We start from the raw sequence: 15,768 nt of genomic DNA, 5'->3' as shown, positions 1-15,768 counted from the left end.
GCGCACCCAGAACCCGCCGGGGATGCAACACCGAGCGCGGACCAGCCGTGCTGGAAGGCTTCATCAGGAGGAAGCCGAAATGACCATCGCATCCGAAAGGACGGCCCAGGCCGTCAAGGATCCTCATGGTCGGGGGGCGGCAGACCGCCGGTATGTGCGAATTCGACGACAGCTCCCCTGAGGGCTTTTGGAACTGGACAAGGACCGGTGGTTCCTCCTTCATCCTCGGTCCGGTCCCACCCGCGGCGGTCAGCGTACGGCTGTCCTACCCGGGGCGCCCACCAGGACCGTGCCGACCGCACCGCTGCCCAGGCTGCCTGGCATCCCGGCCGGCCGGTACTTCATCGCCGACGTGGACCCGACAGGACAACTCACCGCCCGGTCCGTCACCGCTCTCTCCCAGGGCTGGGGCTGGTGGACGGTCACCCCTTTGGACAGCCACGGCCACCCGGTCACCTTCACCGCGTTCTGAGTTCGTTGAGGGCCCGACGCCGCCGTCCGTCGGCTGAAAGCCCAGGGCTACCCGGTGCGGGAGGAAGACATGGCCCGGCTGTCGCTGTTCGTCCACTCCAATCTGGGCGTCCACGGCACCTACACCTTCGCCCTGCCCGACCTCGCGCCCGGCGCCATCCGCGACCTCCGCGACCCGGACACCACCGAAGACGACGGCGAGATCTGACCACCCGGCGAGCCACCCGGGCGTTCATCTGACGAGCGTTTGACGAACACCCGCGCGGGCCACGTCCGGTGTACCGCCGTTGTCGAGATGCAGCGAGCATTGACGACTCGTCGTCAATGTCAAGATCTACACGTTTGGTAGACGCTCAAGCTGGCCGTGACGGTGCGTTTGGACGTCATGCGGACGGCGTCTGGCACTCGGGTTGGGGCGCGATCGTTTGCCGGCGGAGTGCTCTGCGGCGTCGCATAATGCCAAGCTCCGCTGACCCATACACGTGGAAGCGGCTACTGAGCTTGGAGTACGCCGGCGTCGGGAGACGTCGCGAAGGTCTGCACGTAGTCGATGGCTGTCTGCAACGCATCTTTCAGTGGAGCGATGTCCCGCGCGACCTGGGCGAGGAGCGTGCCGCCCTGGAAGGCAGCAAGGAGCAGATTGGCCAGCTGCGTGGGATCTGCCTCAGCGCTGATGCGGCTGAGTTGCTGCATGCGCTCGATTCCATCGCGGAAGATGTCCCTCCACTGGTCGAACGCACTCGCGAGCTCGTCGTGAACGTCAAGGTCCGTCTTGATGATCTCGCTCGCCAGAGAGCCGAGGCTGCAGCCTTCCTGGTAGGCGCGCTCATAGCCGACGTAGAAATCCGCCCACGCCCGAAACGCGTCGAGGTTGTCGAAGCGGGCGAATCGCTCGCCGCGGTGGAACGTGAGGACGCGCTCGGCCTGCCAGGCGATCACGGCCAGGACGAGACTCTCCTTGGTCGGGAAGTAGTGGTTGAGCTGCGATCCGCTGACGTCGGCGGCGCGGCGGAGCTGTTCGTTGTTCGTCGCGTGGACCCCCTTGGTGTAGATGAGCTCCGCGGCGTGCTCCAGGATGCGGGCCCGCGTTGCCTGTCCCTTGTCGGTGAGCTTGTGGAGCTCCCGAGCTCCTGCGGTGGGTTTCATGCTTCAGACGATACCTAGATTGGGCTTGACGGCCCAGTCACAAGTAGTGTTCACTCAAGAAGTGGGCTGGCAAGCCCAAAACAGCTCCAGCGCAACCCGGGCTGACGACGACCACTCACTGGAGGCTGATTCGCCATGTCACGACTGAACCTTCCCTCTCCGGACGACGTCCCCGACGGGGCGGAGGGCATCCTCGACAACGTCGGCGCACAGTTCGGCTTCGTCCCGAACATTTTCGCGACTCTCGCGTCGAACCCGACCGTCCTCGACGTCGTCATGACACTGCAGGGCACCTTGAGTCGGGTTCTGGACGCGAAGACGCGGCACACCATCGCGCTCGCCGTGTCGCAAGCCAACGGTTGCGATTACTGCCTGGCGATGCACACGTACGTATCGTCCGAACTCGGTGGCATGTCGAGCGATGACATCGACTTGGCCCGGGCCGGGAGCTCGATCGATCCCAAGCGCGCCGCGGTCGCTCGTTTCGCTCAGCGGCTGGTGGAGAGCCGCGGTCAGGTGAGCGACGCCGACCTGGCGGCTGTGCGGGGTGCTGGGTACACCGACCCGCAGATCTTGGCGATCGTCACGGTGGCGGTGCAGGTCCTGCTGACCAACTTCATCAACAACGTCAACCAGACCGACATCGACATCCCCGCCGCCAGCTCTGTCGGTACGCCGGGATGAGCGTCGGCGTCCTCGTCGAGGCGGCGTACCTAGCCGCTCAATCCGTCACTGTCTCCAACGATCACTCGGGAAAGGTTCGGTATGCCGGTCTTCGAACTCTATGAGAGATTCATGGCACTGCACACCCGCGACGGTGGCCTCGTCATGCCGAACGCATGGGATGGCCTCTCGGCGCTGATGCTGGCCGATGCCGGCTTCGAGGCGATCGCGACATCGTCAGCGGCGCTCGCTGCCACGCTCGGCCGGTCCGACGGGCGTCACGAAGTCACCCGTAGCGAGCACCTCGAGCAGGCGCGGCTGTTCGGTCAGCTCACCGGGCTGCCCGTTAACGGAGACTTTGAGGACGGCTACGGCGACACGCCTGAAGACGTCGCTGCGACCGTGGAAGCCGCCGTGGCGTCTGGCCTGGCCGGTATCGGGATCGAAGACACATCGGGCAATCCCGATCAACCGATCCGCGACTTCGACGATGCTGTCAACCGCATGCGTAGTGCCGTCAACGCGGCCAAGGGACGCATCGTCGTCACCGGCCGCACCGACAACTTCATCCAGGGGCGGCCCGATCTCGACGACACCATCCGGCGTCTGACGGCCTTCGCCGAGGTCGGCGCGGATGTGCTCTACGCGCCTTACCCACCGGACCTCGATGCCCTGACCGCGATCGTCACCGCCGTCGCGCCGGTGCCGGTCAACGTCCTCATCTCGCCGGCGGACAAGGTGCTGACCGTCGCTGAACTGCAGAAGGCCGGGGTCAAGCGCATCAGCGTGGGTCCGGCGCTCTACACCCACGCAATGGGGGCACTCGAACAGGCCACCAAGGCTCTCGTCGCGGGTGACCTCGCCTCCGCGACGACAGGAATCAGCTTCGAGCGCATCAGCGACCTGCTTGCCCGCGGCACGAACTAGCCCAAAACCTGCGAACCACCGCTCCTCACCCACTCATCGCAAGAAGAAGGCAGACATGAATCTCGACAAGCTCATGAACAAGCACCTCACCAGGTATTTCGACCCGAGCAAGACCATTCCGGAGGAAACCCTTCAGCAGCTGCTGAGGTTCCTGCGCTCCACGCCGTCATCGGTGAACGTACAGCCCAACCACTTCTACGTCCTCGCCACGCCCGAAGGCAAAGAGCGGCTCGCCAACAACCTGGGCGAACGATTCCAGGACAACGCCGAGAAGATCCTGAACGCGTCGCACACCATCATCCTCACCACCCGGGCAGATGTGCCTGACAGCCACCTCGAGGCGGTGTTCACGAAGGAGAGGGCCGACGGCCGGTTCCCTGACCCGTCAAAGCAGGAGCTGTGGGAATCAATGACCCGAGACTTCCTCAACCTGCGCAACTACGGCTACAAGGACCTGAACCACTGGATGGAGAAGCAGACCTACATGGCGGTGGGCCTGACCATGATGGCGGCCGCTGAGCTCGGCGTCGAGGCCACGCCGCTGGAGGGGTTCGACCCGACCAGTGTCGACAAGGCGTTCAAGATCCGCGAGACCGGACACAGCACGACGGTGCTGCTGGCCCTCGGCTACCCCGACCCGGAGAGGGTGTACACCACGCCGATCTCACGATTCGTCGCCGACCAGCTGTTCACCTTCATCTAAACACCCACCCGGAAACCAAAACCCACAACACATAGAGCTCGTAACGCGATCTTGTTGAGGTTGCCGGCGTGCGGGCGCAGCCGTTCATGGCGGCCATGCGGGAGACGCCACCTTGGGCCTTGGCCGGCCGGTCAGGGCACTCGGATCGATAGAGGAGTTGATCACCTTGGACGGACAGGAGCTGCAGAGAATCGCGGGCGACTGCACTGTGGGACTGCCCGGCGTCGACCTGGAGCATCGTTTCGGCCCCGACTGGAAGGTCTACAAAGTGCGCGGCAAGGTCTTCATGCTCATGACCGACATGCCGGGGCGCCCCGTCGTGATCCTGAAAGCTGATCCGGACGATGCCGCAGCCCTGCGTGAGCAGTACGCAGACATTACCCCCGGCTATCACATGAACAAGAAGCACTGGATTACGGTGGAAGGCGGGGGCACCATCGACGAGAAGCTAGTGAAGGAGCTCGTGATCGACTCCTACCGTCTCGTGGTCGGCGGGCTTCCCAAGTCCGAGCAGCCCGTGGATCCGCGCACCTACGGCCGCCGCGCCTGACCTTCGTCATGCCCATCAGCGGCGAGAAGCTCCAGGACAGAGCGCGCGACACGGCACTGGCGCTGCCCGGGGTCAGCCACGGGCGACCGACTGACGGATCGTAGGCGGGGGGTCTCGGGCGCAGCCGAACACGGCATCCCGCCAGAACCGGACCTGCCGGATGATCTACGCCATGGTCATCGGCCACCGACCGGCGCAAGTACCCGAACCGCCACGCACACCAGGCCCATGACCTGCGAATTCACGATGCACGCGGCTCATTGGCCTGCAGCCTCATCTGCTGGAGGCGGCTGGAGAAGCACCGCTCATGATCGTGTTACGAGCTCATACGAGGAAGGGGACGATCTCAATGAAAGCCATTGTGGTAACCGACCAGGCTGCGGGAACGGCCGGGATGACGCTGACGGAGCGGCCTGAGCCGCCCGCAGCGATCAACGACGTCATCGTTCAGATTCATGCATCGGGCTTCGTCCCGACTGAGATGGAGTGGCCATCGACCTGGACCGATCGCGCCGGCCGTGACAGGACACCGTCGATCCCCGGCCACGAGCTGGCCGGAGTGGTCACCGCCTTCGGCTACGGCACGACGGGGCTGTCGGTCGGGCAGCGGGTGTTCGGCCTCGCCGACTGGCATCGCGACGGCACCCTGGCGGAGTATGTGGCGATCGAAGCACGCAACCTCGCACCGCTGCCCGGCGACGTCGACTTCACGGTAGGCGCGTCCCTGCCAATCTCGGGTCTGACCGCGTGGCAGGGGCTGTTCCAGCACGGCCGCCTTCAGGGTGGCCAGACCGTCCTCGCCCATGGCGCAGCCGGGGCAGTCGGGACGATGGTGACTCAGCTCGCACGTGAGGTCGGCGCTTACGTCATCGGCACCGGACGCGCCGCCGACCGTGAGAAGGCACTCGACTTCGGCGCGCATGAGTTCGTCGACCTCGAGAACGACGCGCTGAAAGACGTCGGCGGCGTCGATCTGGTCTTCGATGTCATCGGTGGCGACGTTCAGAAGCGGTCCGCTGCCCTGATCAAGGCCGGAGGAATGCTGGTGTCCATCGTCGGCCCGGTCGAGGCGCGGCCCACTGACGGCCTGGCGGTGGACTTCGTTGTCGAGGCCGATCGTGCCGAACTGGGTGAGATCGTGCAGCGGGTGCGGGACGGACGGCTGCGGACGAACATCGGTGACGTCGCGAGCTTCGATGATGCCATTGGTGCCCTTAACCCGACCACGCGACGCAGCGGGAAGACAGTCATCCGTGTACGCCCGTAGGGAGTGGATGGCCACGGTCCGACTGGCGGGTCATCCGCACGGTGCACGAGATGAAGCGGCTCGGCCGCGACGCCGCCGAACTCTCAGCAGCCTCCCTCGCAGCCCCGACCGGTTGGTCTGCGTACGCACGGCCTTCACCGACCAAATGCACAACGAGCGCCGCCTACTGAACTTGCTGACGCCCACCGAGACCACAACACTCGAAACGCTGCTCACGACCTGGCTCTCCCGTATGGCACGGGCCGCCCCAGCGGCAACTGACTAGACGCCTATCCGAGCCGCGACCTGCTGGAAAGACGGTATAACGCAGCTTGGCTACACGGATGATCGTCGCGTGCATCGCGTCGACTTTCGGATTGGGGGAACCCACTTCATGCCCAGCCCCACGGTCTTCCGATCAGCTTCCGCCGCCCCCGGCGACCGAGGACTGCTCCTCGGCCGGGCCTTCCCGGACAGGATCCGGCGGACTTGGGAGTTCTACGGCGAGCTGTTCGCGACCGCCGGGGCGGCTCGGCAGGACGTCACCAAGTGGGGCGAGGAGGCCTTGGAGCACATCGGCGCGCTGGCCCCCGACCTGACCGCCGAGATCGACGGCATCGCCCGCGGCTCCGGCCTGCCGCCGCATCAGATCGCCGCACTCAATGCCCGCACGGAGATCCTCGGCCGACTCGGGCAGCAGCACCCGGAGTGCTCGACCGTCGTCCACACCCCGGCCGGCGGCGGCCCACCGGTCACCACCCAGACCTGGGACTGGCACGACGGCATGCGCGATGGCTGGTTCGTGTGGACCGTCGAGCACCCGGACGGCCGGGTGGTGCGCACGCTCACCGAATACGGCATCGTCGGCAAGATCGGAGTCAACTCCCGCGGACTCGGCCTCCACTTCAACATCCTCGGCCATAGCTCCGACCAGTCCCCCGAACACCACGGCCCATGGCTCCCCGTCCACGTCCTGGCCCGCCTGGTACTCGACCGCTGCGCGACCCTCGACGAGGCGAAGGCACTGGCCATGGGCACCCCGGTCGCGGCCTCTTCCGCCTTCACCCTGTGCGACTACGAGGAAGGCCGCGCCCGCGCCGCCACCGTCGAAGTCAGCCCGGCCGGTCCCGCCCTGCTCCAGCCCGGCGACGACGGCTACCTGCTCCACACCAATCACTTCCTCGCCCCGAAGCTGTCCCCCGGAGAGGCCGTGGGAACGCAGGACCCCGACACTTACCACCGCTTCAAGGCCCTGCAGAAACGCACCCGCCCGCTGGATGCCCCGGACCGCGGCGCCCTGCTGCAGACCCTCACCGTCCACCTCGCCGAGGGCGCGGCCCTGTGCTGCCACGCGGCCCCGACCGCGCCACTCGGCCACCGCTGGGAAACCCTGGCCACCGTGTCCCTCGACGTCACCAGAGGCCACCTCGCTGTCCACCCCGGCGGCCCCTGCACCGCCCAGCCCCTCACCTGGACGGAGGTCTGACAGAGCGCCCGCACAACGCTCCGGCGCTCACCTCCCCGCCCAGGCCGCCGACTGATTGTGGCGGCTCCAAGCAGGCGAGTAGTGATCGTCCGTTGCTCCTTCTCGATCATCGTCACAGACGATGGGGCTTTCCAGCCCGCGCGATCCGCGAAGGCCCGGCCCGAGATCTCGCACCCCTCCCGCAGGGGGCGCAACTTTCGAGCCCAGGAGTTCCCGCGCTGCCTGAGCCGACGATGAAGGTGAGGAGGCCATAGTGCCGCCATCATGCCCAGCGGCCCGCTGACGGAGCGCCGATGTTCACCGCGATTCACACCTCGTTGACGTCGAGGAGGGTGCGGCCATCGCGGTCTCGTCGCTCAGCAGGGACAGTTGCCCGGCGTGGAGAACCATGCATCGAACACATCGCCGACTGACGACCCGCAGAGAGTCGAGAGCGGTCATCAACCGAACCGGTAGTTCATGCCGCCTCAGAGCACGAGGTGCGCCCGACTGGTCGGAGCCGGGCGCGCCAACTCCGAGGTCGCGCCCAGCTGTTCATTCGCCCACGCACGCTGGAGCGGCACCTCCGCATCGGCTTCACCAAGCTCGGAGATCGGTTCTCACAAGGCACCTTCGCTCAGTGCTGTCGCCTCCGAAAACGGCGTCCTACCCGGGCCGCGAGGTGTACGGGGCGATCGCCTCAGCCCTGCGCCCACCTGGCACCACCGTCGCTGATGTCGACCTGGTCCACGACAACGGGAAGGTGTTCGTCCTCGATGAGGACTGGGCGCTGGCGATCGTGCTCGACTGGCGGGACGCCGTGCACGGCGACCTCGCCGACGGGCCCGTCCTCCTCACCGACAACTTCGGTCGCGTGATCATCCTGTCAGCCAGCACGAAGTCCGCCTGAAGCCCATTGTCTGATCTACAGCGTAAAGGCGCCGGGCTGGTTCAGCCTCATCACCCCGGCCACCACCGCCGACCGACTCGCCAACGGAGCATCAGAGCCGGGGGAGTCTCATCACCGCGTGATCGGGAGTGCGGGACCCCGCATCTCGTTCATCCCTTGAGTCGAGCCTGATGATGGCCCTCTGACCGGAGTCACTTCGCCGCGGTCGGCGTGTCAAGGTGGGTGCCATGCACGGCAGTGACCTGAAGGACGACGTGCGCGGTTGCTGGCCAGGGTGGCGCGGGCGCCGGAACAGCCGTTTCCGGGTGGAGCCGGCGAGGCGGATCTACTGGATCTGGCCCGCCGAGTGGGCGCTGATCTGCCCGATGACCTGGTTGCGTGGCTTCGCGTCTGCAAGGGCGAGGTGATCGGCCCCGGGGGAGTGTTCGGAGCACGACCGGATCAGGTGGCGGTCGACGTCGCCGCCTGGTCCGCTCTGCATCCCGGTTGGCGGGCCGAGGGCTGGTTGCCCGTGGCCGGCGACGGGTGCGGTAACTGCTACGTGTTGCTGACCACCGGCCCGCTGACGGGCTTCGTCGGCTTCATCGACACCGTGACCGATCCGGACCGTATCGGCTATGTCGTCGCCTCGGACCTGTGGCGTTTCCTGTTCTTCTTGTTCAGATCCGAACTCGGCGAGCAGTCCTGGCCATTCGATGCCCAGCCGGTCCTGGCCGAAGATCCACGCTTGGCCAAGGCTCCTGCCCTGCTCCTGCCGTGGGGCAGCGCGTGACAGCCGCCGCCGCTGCACCTCACCGGAGGCCGGCTCGGCCGCGGGTGACCTCGCCATGTCCAGGGGTGCGCGGCTGGTCGTGATCAGTGGGTCCATTCTCACGAAGTGGTCGGCGATCAGCAGGTGCGGGAAACGGTAGCCGTCAGCGCCGAGCACCAACAAGCAAGATCACTCAGCTAGTCGAAACGCGGGCAGGGGTGCTGCTTCGGAGTCCAAGGACTGATGCTGGTCTGCTGGTAATTTTCGTAGAAACCTCGAGACTAGGCGTGCTGCGCGGTGGTGTACCAGGTCAGGCCCGGGTGGCGGGCCTCCAGCTGGTCCAGGGCGAGCCTGCCGAGCCCGCTGAACTGCCAGTCGGCAGGAAACCCGATCTTGTAGAGCAGGCCGATGTGGCAGGACGGGCAGATCCCGTACTTGACCTCGCTGCCGGTGAAGCTGAGCGTCACGGTCTGCCCGGCCAGGGACGAGACGTTGAAGCTCTTCAGTACGTACCCGGCGGCCGCGTTGAGGTTGGAGTAGGTCGCCAGCACGGTGTTGCCGGCCCGTACCGTCAGCCTGTCGTAGGCCACGTTGTCGGTCTCGGCGGTGTTGACGTGCAGCCAGAACGACAGCGTGCTGGTGCAGCCGGCCGGGATCGCCACCTGCTGGGACAGGATGTCGTTGTGCGTGGTGCCGTACCCGTCCAGCCAGCCGAACACGTTGCCGGTGTGCGCGGTCTGGCCAGTGCCGTTCCCGGGTGCGCAGGGCCATCACGGCACCGGCGCCGTCCCGGAGAAGACCGGCGCAGCGCTGCCGCCGGTCGTGTTCCGGATCGCAGCGAACAGGCTGGGATGTCCCGATCCGTCGCGCAGCCCGCCGCAGGCTCTTCAGCGAACGCAGGTCAGTCTCCGGTGGCGATGACGCCGGCCTTTTCGATCATCAGTACGGCGCTGCGGATGGGGGGGTCGCCATCCCGGCCGGGTTGGCGAACGCCTGGCGGGAACCGAGCTCTATGGTGTCGGCGCCGTCGAGATCGATGCGGAACAGGCCGTCCAGGACGAAGAAGAACTCGTCTGCTCGTCGTGTTTGTGCCAGTGGAACTCGCCCTGCATGACCCCGGTCGCACCAGGACCTCACCAACCTGGAGGAGGGTCTGGTTGGCCAGGGGTCGTCGACCTGGTCGATCAGTGCTTGGACGTCCATCATCTGCAGCGCGGTGGATAGCGGCTCGCAGTGCATGGCGTACTCGGGCTGTGGCATGGCTGCTCCTTGGCCCGTGGCGGGCGCCGGACTGCTGGGTCATGCGGCCGGGGTGATCAGGGCGTGGTGGTGATGGGTGCGGTCCGGGGGGCTGCCAGACGTACGTAGTCGTCGGTGGCCAAGGCGATCGAGCGGTCCAGCCGGGCGGCGTTGAAGTACAACTCCGGCACGTCGAGCAGCGCTGGATCTGCGATGAGTTCCAGCCGGGGGTGGTAGCTGAACGGCAGCACGGTTCCGCTCACGCTGCCGGCCAATTCCTCGGCTTTGTCCTTGCCCGCGAAGGTCACATAGGTGCCGTCCAGCAGCGTTCTGATGGCCTGTAGATCCACCCGGGCATCGCCGGGCACCACGGCCAGCGCGTATCGGGTCTGCTTCTTGCCGACCTTGATCATGACGATCAGGCATTTGGCGGCGAGTGCGACGTCATGCCCGCGAAGCGCGCTGACCAGGTCGGTGCGCCCTTCGGGCGCATGGTCGATCAGCCGATAGCGCGCCCCGGCGGCCTCCAGATCCGCGATCAGGCGCTCATACGGGTCCAGGGTCGGCGCAGGCACCGCGATATCGCCTTGTGGTTCACCAGTCACCGCTCAACAACTCCTTGGCCTCCGCGATGCGGTCTTCGTTGCGTTGGTAGAACACCCATTGCTTGATCTTCTTGCCGTGGACCAGCCCCGCCTGGCTGAGGATCTTCAGGTGCTCGCCGCAGGTCGGCTGGCTTACCCCGAGCTTTTCGGCGATGAAGAGCGAGCAGACTCCGTCGCGAGCCAGATCGCCGTCGCGCTGTGGTGGGAAATGCCGTTCGGGGTCACGCAACCACTCCAAGATCAGCAGGCGCTTGTCGTTGGCCAGCGTCTTCACCAGGTCCACGTCGATCATTAAGGCAGTATGGCAATTAGCTAACTACCTGTCTACAGTTCTCGGTGGGGGCGCTGGCGCTTGTCCTGGATGTCAGGACCTTCCGGCGCGACACGCCCCAACCGGGCCACCACTTGGATGTGCCCGGACTGCAGATGCTCTCCCCGGGGGCTGGCCACCGGTGGCGAGCACCGCGACTTCAGCCCCAGAGAGGTGCTCGTTCCTATACTGCTTGGCGCGGTGCTGGTGACCGTGACAGCGTCCTCTACCGCGGCAACCAGGGTTTCATGGCGATGCGCGCGGCGATCGTGACCGCCACCGTCGACTCACTGGATCCCCGCGGGGTCGCGGCCGGGCGTGTGCCCGCTCTGGCGAGCGACGAGCACGTTCACCTGTGGGTGTTCACTCCCAGAGACGCCGGCGGCCGGTACGTCGGCCAGCCGGGGTAGATCGGGGACGAACCACGCGGCGAGCTCTGGCAAGGCGTGGATGTCGGTGGCTTGACGTTTAATCGAGGGGTGGACATAGGTGAGCGCATTGCTGAGCTGACCGCTGAGGTCAAGCGCCTGAACGACCTGTACTACGGCACCGGCGACAGCCCGCTGCCGGACGCCGATTACGACGCGTTGAAGGATGAGCTGGCGGCGCTTGTCGCTGAGCACCCGGAGCTGGAGCCGGCCGACAGCCCGCTTGGCAAGGTCAATGCGCCGGCGGAGCTGACCGGTCCGACGGTGCGGCACGCGCGTCCGATGCTTTCGCTGGCGAAGGCGACCGATCAGGAGCAGATCCGTGCCTTCTGCGGGCGTTTCGGCGGCCAGGTCTTTCGCGTGTCGGAGAAGCTGGACGGGCTTTCGCTCAGTGTGGTCTACGTCGACGGGAGCCTGGACTATGTCGCCACGCGCGGCACGGGCGCGGTCGGTGAGCTGGTGACCGAGAAGGTGCGTCATGTGATTCCTGGTCTGCCGGTCGAGATCGAGGTGCCTGGGCGTGTGGAGGTTCGCGGTGAGGCGGTGATGTTGCGGTCGGTGTGGGCTGCCTACAACGAGGCGCACCCGGAGCGGACGCTGACCAACCCACGGTCGGGCGCGGCTGGGACGCTGGTGCTGAAGGATCCTGCGGCGGCCGCGAAGGCCGAACGGCTGTTGCGGTTCTTTGCGTTCGGTGCCGATCGTGACGGCGTCGCGCTGGAGATCCCGGCGGGTTTCGAGCCGGTTGCCCAGTATGTGTGCGCGAGCGTCGAGGAGGTGCTGGCGGCGATCGATGAGATCGGCGGCCGCCGCGACGGGCTTGACTACGACATCGACGGCGCGGTCGTGCGGTTGCATGAGCCGGCGGCGTTCGACGCGGCGGGCTTCAACAGCGCCGAGCCGCGTGGGGCGATCGCGTTCAAGTATCCGCCGGAGGAGAAGCTGACGAGGCTGCTGTCGGTGGAGTGGCCGGTGGGCAAGATCGGCCGGGTTCCGCCGCGAGCGAAGGTCGCGCCGGTGTTCGTCGGCGGAGTGACCGTGGAGAACATCACCCTCCATAACCCCAGGTTGATCCGTGAGCGCGACCTGCGGATCGGGGACACGGTGGCGGTCGTACGCCGCGGCGATGTGATCCCTTTCGCAGGCCGCTCGCTGCCCGAGGAGCGTGATGGGACCGAGGTCGAGATCGTCCCGCCGGCGCACTGCCCGTCGTGCGGTTCGGAGCTGGAGGTCCGTGGCACCGGTGAGGAGCGCTGGTGTGTGAACCTGCAGTGCCCGGCGCAGGCGACGCGCCGGTTGATGCACTGGGCCTCGCGGCAGGCGGCCGACATGGAGGGCGTCGGCGACGTCTGGATCGAGAAGCTCACCGAGGACGGTGTGCTCAAGAGCCGTAGCGGTTTTTATGATCTGACGGCTGAGCAGTTGCTCGCCTATGAGCGGATGGGCGAGGTCAGTGCCAAGAACATGGTCGACTCGATCGCGTCCTCCAAGGGGATAGGGCTACGGCGTGCGTTGATCGGCCTGGCGATCCCAATGGCGTCTGAGGGCACGGCCAAGCGCCTATGCCTGGCCGGTTACGAGCGCATCGAGGACGTCGCGGCGGCGACGGTCGAGGACCTGGTGGCGATCCGCGACATCGGCCCGAAAGTCGCCGCGAGCGTCGTCGCCTTCTTCGCCCGCGCAGAGGTCAAGGAAGAGATCGCCAGGCTGCGTGAGCGCGGCGTGGACCTCGACGTGTTGGACGAGGACCGGCCACTCGACGCGGCGGCCGCGGGCGACTCGCCGCTAAAAAGCAAGTCGGCCGTGATCACCGGCGCGTTCACCGACCCACGCTCAGGCGCGAAGATCAGCCGCCCGGACGTCACACGCCTGGTCGAGCAGGCGGGAGCGACGACCGCCTCGTCGGTCTCAACCAATACCGACTACCTCCTCGCTGGCGAGAACGTCGGCGCGTCCAAGACCGGCAAGGCCGACAAACTCGGCGTCACGATCGTCCGGCAGGACGAACTATGGCAGTGGCTGGCCGAAGCCGGCGTGCTCTAGATCTAGAGCGCAGCGGCTCGCTTGGCCGCACAAGCAGAAAGTGGTGGTCCTTGACGGTCACTGCGCTGACGAGGACGCCAAAGACGTGCTGTCTGAGGGCAGCGAGCGGATCTGTGCTCGATTTCCTGCCGTTCATTGTTCCCGGCCGTGCACGATCTGCTGGATGATCCCGACCCCGCTGTCCGCCAAGCCGCCGCCCTGGCGGTAATCCCCTTGTTGGAAGACCTCTCCCTCGCCCCGCATCGCCCGGCCTCGTTGCAGCGGGTGAACACGATCCTGTCCAGCAGCACCGGCCCCGGCCACCATGCTTCTGCGACTCGCGCTGCTTTGCTGCCGGACGGCCCGACGGTTCCTGTCGACGGCGGCTTCGACGACGACCCGCCCATTTGATCCAGAGGTGTCGGGGGCTACGGCTCGGTGGTGGGGTCGTGGAAGGGGCGGAGCCCGGTGTTGAGCTCGGCGCAGGTGAAGGCGTAGCGGCCGAGGAAGTTGATGTGGTCGTAGCAGATCGGTGAGAGCCGGGCGCACATCTCATCGGTGGCGGGGAAGCCCTGGGCACGCAGGTGCTTGACGGCGGCGTCCAGGTAGAGGCTGTTCCACCAGATCACGGCATTGAGCGCCAGGCCCAGGCTGCCGAGCTGGTCTTCCATTCCTTCGCGGTAACGCTGACGCAACTACCCGCGGTTGCCGAAGGCGATGCGGCGGGCCAGGCGGTGGCGGGCCTCCTGGACGTTGAGCTGGGTGCCGATCATGGGCCTACTAATGCGTGGTCCGGCATTGCGACGGGTCCTCGCATTCGGGAGGGTTCGTCTTGCTCAAGGGGGTGCTGAGACGCTGGTCGATTGCGGTCTCGGCGCGGGGGCGTGTCGCCAGGTGAGGTAGGCGAGGGCGCCGAGCGGGATGGGGAGCAGGTACGTGGCGGCCCGGTACAGCAGGACTGCGGCGGCGATCTGTGCGCCGGCGGGGTGACCGGCGCCGCTGGCCAGGCTGCCCACCAGCCCGAGTTCGGTGATTCCGGCGCCGCCGGGGGTGATGGGCAGGGCGGTTATCAGCCGTACGGCCGTGAAGGCCGCGAGGGAGGTCTGCCAGGGGATCTGGGACTGGGATAGCCCGACGCCGCGTAGGCAGGTCAGCAGGGTGAGCCACAAGGTGAGGTGGCCGGCCGCGGTGGCGGCGCTGATCCGCCAGCCGCGGACGGTCAGCAGGTCGGTGGCGCGGTCACGGAATGCGAGCGAGGGTTCGGCGAGGTGGGCAGGCGGGGGGCGGCGGGCCAACCGGCAGGCGATGGCGGCGGCGCGTCGCAGGGCGCGGGCGGCTGCGAGGGCAACGGGCTCGCTGTGCAGCAGGAGGCCGAGTCCGGCCGCCAGGGCGACCAACGCTGCCAGACCCGTGGCGGCGGCGGCGATGTGCACGGTGTCGGCTCGGGTGGTCGCCGCTGTGACCAGCAGGGCGAATACTGGTAGCCCGAGGAGGGCGAAGACGTTCCAGAGTCCCGATATCAGGGTGTAGAGCATGTAGTCGGTGGTGCTGACTCCCCAACTGGACAGCATTCTCCAGCTGATCCCCAGGGCGAGTGCGCCGCCGGCCGGAAACGTGTTGGCCACCGCGGTGGACGCGAGGTTGACCAGCGCCGCTTCACGCAGCCGTAGTGAAGGTAGCACCGAACAGATCATGATCCAGAAACAGATCATGCTAGCGACAGCCGCCGCGGCCACACCCAGGGCGTACGGCCACGTCATCAGCTGTAGGCCGGCCCATGCGCTGCGGTAGGACGCGAAATGCGGGAGGGCGAACACGAAGACGAGTGCGACGAGCGCCGTCGACACCGCGGTCCGAAGTGCCGTGCGACCGCGCCGCCGCGGCTTGGCAGTCCCCGGTGGCCGCTCCCGCGCGCTGAGCGGCACGCCACGTTGCGTGTCTCCCACCGCCACGGCGACCACGCCTCCCAACGGCCGGTCCAGGCGGAAGGCCCCGACCGTCACCGACAGTTCAGCCGTCCACCCGGGCGGCGGAAAGCAGCGATCTGAGCGGGCCCCATCACCAGGACCGATCACCACGCCCATGTTGCACTCGATGCAGTATGTGCCGTACGCGGCCCCTTGACTATCCAGCATTTGCCCTACGGAGGCGGTTGGACCGGCGCCCCGGGCGTGGAGGGTTGCTGGCGCTTTGGGGTTTGGTGGGCGAGTTCGGTGACGGTGTGGTCGTTGTCGATGAGGGCCAGGGCGACATCGGCGAGTTTGCGGTTGTTGGTGCGCGCCCAGCCACGCAGGGTGGTGAACGCTTGGTCCATCGATAGGCCGCGGCGTTC

At 66.9% G+C, this 15,768-nt stretch carries 21 protein-coding genes; 13 read left to right on the top strand and 8 right to left on the bottom strand.

The annotated features are described in order from the left end of the window. The first annotated feature begins 289 nt into the window (after window positions 1-289). The gene (locus tag ACRYCC_RS42750) at window positions 290-472 is read left to right on the top strand and encodes a hypothetical protein (protein WP_433819924.1); all 183 of its coding nucleotides are present in this window, start codon (window positions 290-292) and stop codon (window positions 470-472) included. Window positions 473-526: 54 nt separating this feature from the next. Next, a complete protein-coding gene (locus ACRYCC_RS42745; protein WP_433819923.1) occupies window positions 527-679 on the top strand; it encodes a hypothetical protein in 153 nt (50 codons plus the stop codon). Window positions 680-963: 284 nt separating this feature from the next. Here ACRYCC_RS42745 and ACRYCC_RS42740 read toward each other — a convergent pair whose 3' ends face one another. After that, a complete protein-coding gene (locus ACRYCC_RS42740; RefSeq protein ID WP_433819922.1) occupies window positions 964-1,617 on the bottom strand; it encodes a TetR/AcrR family transcriptional regulator in 654 nt (217 codons plus the stop codon). A gap of 135 nt (window positions 1,618-1,752) precedes the next feature. Between ACRYCC_RS42740 and ACRYCC_RS42735 the strand changes: the two genes are divergently transcribed. The 8 genes from ACRYCC_RS42735 (at window position 1,753) to ACRYCC_RS42700 (ending at window position 8,853) form a co-directional block, all read left to right on the top strand. Continuing rightward, window positions 1,753-2,301 (top strand): carboxymuconolactone decarboxylase family protein, encoded by a 549-nt coding sequence (locus ACRYCC_RS42735; RefSeq protein ID WP_433819921.1) that lies wholly within the window; start codon window positions 1,753-1,755, stop codon window positions 2,299-2,301. Window positions 2,302-2,412: 111 nt separating this feature from the next. Further along, window positions 2,413-3,207 (top strand): isocitrate lyase/PEP mutase family protein, encoded by a 795-nt coding sequence (locus tag ACRYCC_RS42730; protein ID WP_433819919.1) that lies wholly within the window; start codon window positions 2,413-2,415, stop codon window positions 3,205-3,207. Window positions 3,208-3,262: 55 nt separating this feature from the next. Continuing rightward, complete coding sequence (locus tag ACRYCC_RS42725; RefSeq protein WP_433819918.1) at window positions 3,263-3,910, top strand: nitroreductase family protein; 648 nt, start codon at window positions 3,263-3,265, stop codon at window positions 3,908-3,910. 166 nt (window positions 3,911-4,076) lie between these two features. After that, entirely contained in the window at window positions 4,077-4,460 is a 384-nt protein-coding gene (locus ACRYCC_RS42720; RefSeq protein WP_433819917.1) for an MmcQ/YjbR family DNA-binding protein, read from the top strand. Between the two features lie 349 nt (window positions 4,461-4,809). Further along, window positions 4,810-5,727, top strand: coding sequence for an NADP-dependent oxidoreductase (locus ACRYCC_RS42715; RefSeq protein WP_433819916.1), 918 nt, complete (start codon window positions 4,810-4,812; stop codon window positions 5,725-5,727). 373 nt (window positions 5,728-6,100) lie between these two features. Further along, entirely contained in the window at window positions 6,101-7,192 is a 1,092-nt protein-coding gene (locus ACRYCC_RS42710; RefSeq protein ID WP_433819915.1) for a C45 family autoproteolytic acyltransferase/hydrolase, read from the top strand. Window positions 7,193-7,811: 619 nt separating this feature from the next. Then, complete coding sequence (locus ACRYCC_RS42705) at window positions 7,812-8,081, top strand: hypothetical protein (RefSeq protein WP_433819914.1); 270 nt, start codon at window positions 7,812-7,814, stop codon at window positions 8,079-8,081. Window positions 8,082-8,343: 262 nt separating this feature from the next. After that, on the top strand, window positions 8,344-8,853 hold the full coding sequence (locus tag ACRYCC_RS42700; RefSeq protein WP_433819913.1) for an SMI1/KNR4 family protein: 510 nt from the start codon (window positions 8,344-8,346) through the stop codon (window positions 8,851-8,853). Between the two features lie 260 nt (window positions 8,854-9,113). Here ACRYCC_RS42700 and ACRYCC_RS42695 read toward each other — a convergent pair whose 3' ends face one another. The 4 genes from ACRYCC_RS42695 to ACRYCC_RS42680 all read right to left on the bottom strand — a co-directional run bounded on the left by ACRYCC_RS42695 (window position 9,114) and on the right by ACRYCC_RS42680 (window position 10,968). Then, window positions 9,114-9,551, bottom strand: a complete 438-nt coding sequence (locus ACRYCC_RS42695) for a hypothetical protein (protein WP_433819912.1) — start codon at window positions 9,549-9,551, stop codon at window positions 9,114-9,116. Between the two features lie 220 nt (window positions 9,552-9,771). After that, window positions 9,772-10,092 carry a cupin domain-containing protein gene (locus tag ACRYCC_RS42690; RefSeq protein ID WP_433819911.1) on the bottom strand — a complete coding sequence of 107 codons (321 nt, stop codon included), beginning with the start codon at window positions 10,090-10,092 and terminating at the stop codon, window positions 9,772-9,774. 56 nt (window positions 10,093-10,148) lie between these two features. Beyond that, window positions 10,149-10,676 carry a YbaK/EbsC family protein gene (locus ACRYCC_RS42685; RefSeq protein WP_433819910.1) on the bottom strand — a complete coding sequence of 176 codons (528 nt, stop codon included), beginning with the start codon at window positions 10,674-10,676 and terminating at the stop codon, window positions 10,149-10,151. Next, window positions 10,666-10,968, bottom strand: a complete 303-nt coding sequence (locus ACRYCC_RS42680; RefSeq protein WP_433819909.1) for an ArsR/SmtB family transcription factor — start codon at window positions 10,966-10,968, stop codon at window positions 10,666-10,668. Before ACRYCC_RS42680 ends, ACRYCC_RS42685 begins: the two co-directional genes overlap by 11 nt. Before the next feature lie 266 nt (window positions 10,969-11,234). Here ACRYCC_RS42680 and ACRYCC_RS42675 point away from each other — a divergent pair, with 266 nt between their 5' ends. From ACRYCC_RS42675 to ACRYCC_RS42665, 3 genes are all read left to right on the top strand, one after another. Next, window positions 11,235-11,396, top strand: a complete 162-nt coding sequence (locus tag ACRYCC_RS42675; RefSeq protein ID WP_433819908.1) for a hypothetical protein — start codon at window positions 11,235-11,237, stop codon at window positions 11,394-11,396. 69 nt (window positions 11,397-11,465) lie between these two features. Beyond that, complete coding sequence (ligA, locus tag ACRYCC_RS42670) at window positions 11,466-13,457, top strand: NAD-dependent DNA ligase LigA (RefSeq protein WP_433819907.1); 1,992 nt, start codon at window positions 11,466-11,468, stop codon at window positions 13,455-13,457. Window positions 13,458-13,604: 147 nt separating this feature from the next. Continuing rightward, window positions 13,605-13,847 (top strand): hypothetical protein, encoded by a 243-nt coding sequence (locus ACRYCC_RS42665; RefSeq protein ID WP_433819906.1) that lies wholly within the window; start codon window positions 13,605-13,607, stop codon window positions 13,845-13,847. 17 nt (window positions 13,848-13,864) lie between these two features. Here the strand turns inward: ACRYCC_RS42665 and ACRYCC_RS42660 are convergent, their stop codons facing one another. From ACRYCC_RS42660 to ACRYCC_RS42650, 3 genes are all read right to left on the bottom strand, one after another. After that, window positions 13,865-14,131 carry a Tn3 family transposase gene (locus tag ACRYCC_RS42660; RefSeq protein WP_433819905.1) on the bottom strand — a complete coding sequence of 89 codons (267 nt, stop codon included), beginning with the start codon at window positions 14,129-14,131 and terminating at the stop codon, window positions 13,865-13,867. Window positions 14,132-14,272: 141 nt separating this feature from the next. Then, a complete protein-coding gene (locus ACRYCC_RS42655; RefSeq protein WP_433819903.1) occupies window positions 14,273-15,520 on the bottom strand; it encodes a lysylphosphatidylglycerol synthase domain-containing protein in 1,248 nt (415 codons plus the stop codon). A 56-nt stretch (window positions 15,521-15,576) separates the two neighbouring features. Beyond that, window positions 15,577-15,768 (bottom strand): ANTAR domain-containing protein (locus tag ACRYCC_RS42650; protein WP_433819902.1); only part of this gene is annotated, 192 nt, incomplete at its 5' end.

The organism is Actinomadura scrupuli (assembly GCF_050971785.1).
Taxonomy (GTDB): Bacteria; Actinomycetota; Actinomycetes; order Streptosporangiales; family Streptosporangiaceae; genus Actinomadura_E; species Actinomadura_E scrupuli.
Note: the sequence above shows the minus strand (reverse complement) of the source record. Positions and strands in the feature narration are given on the sequence as shown.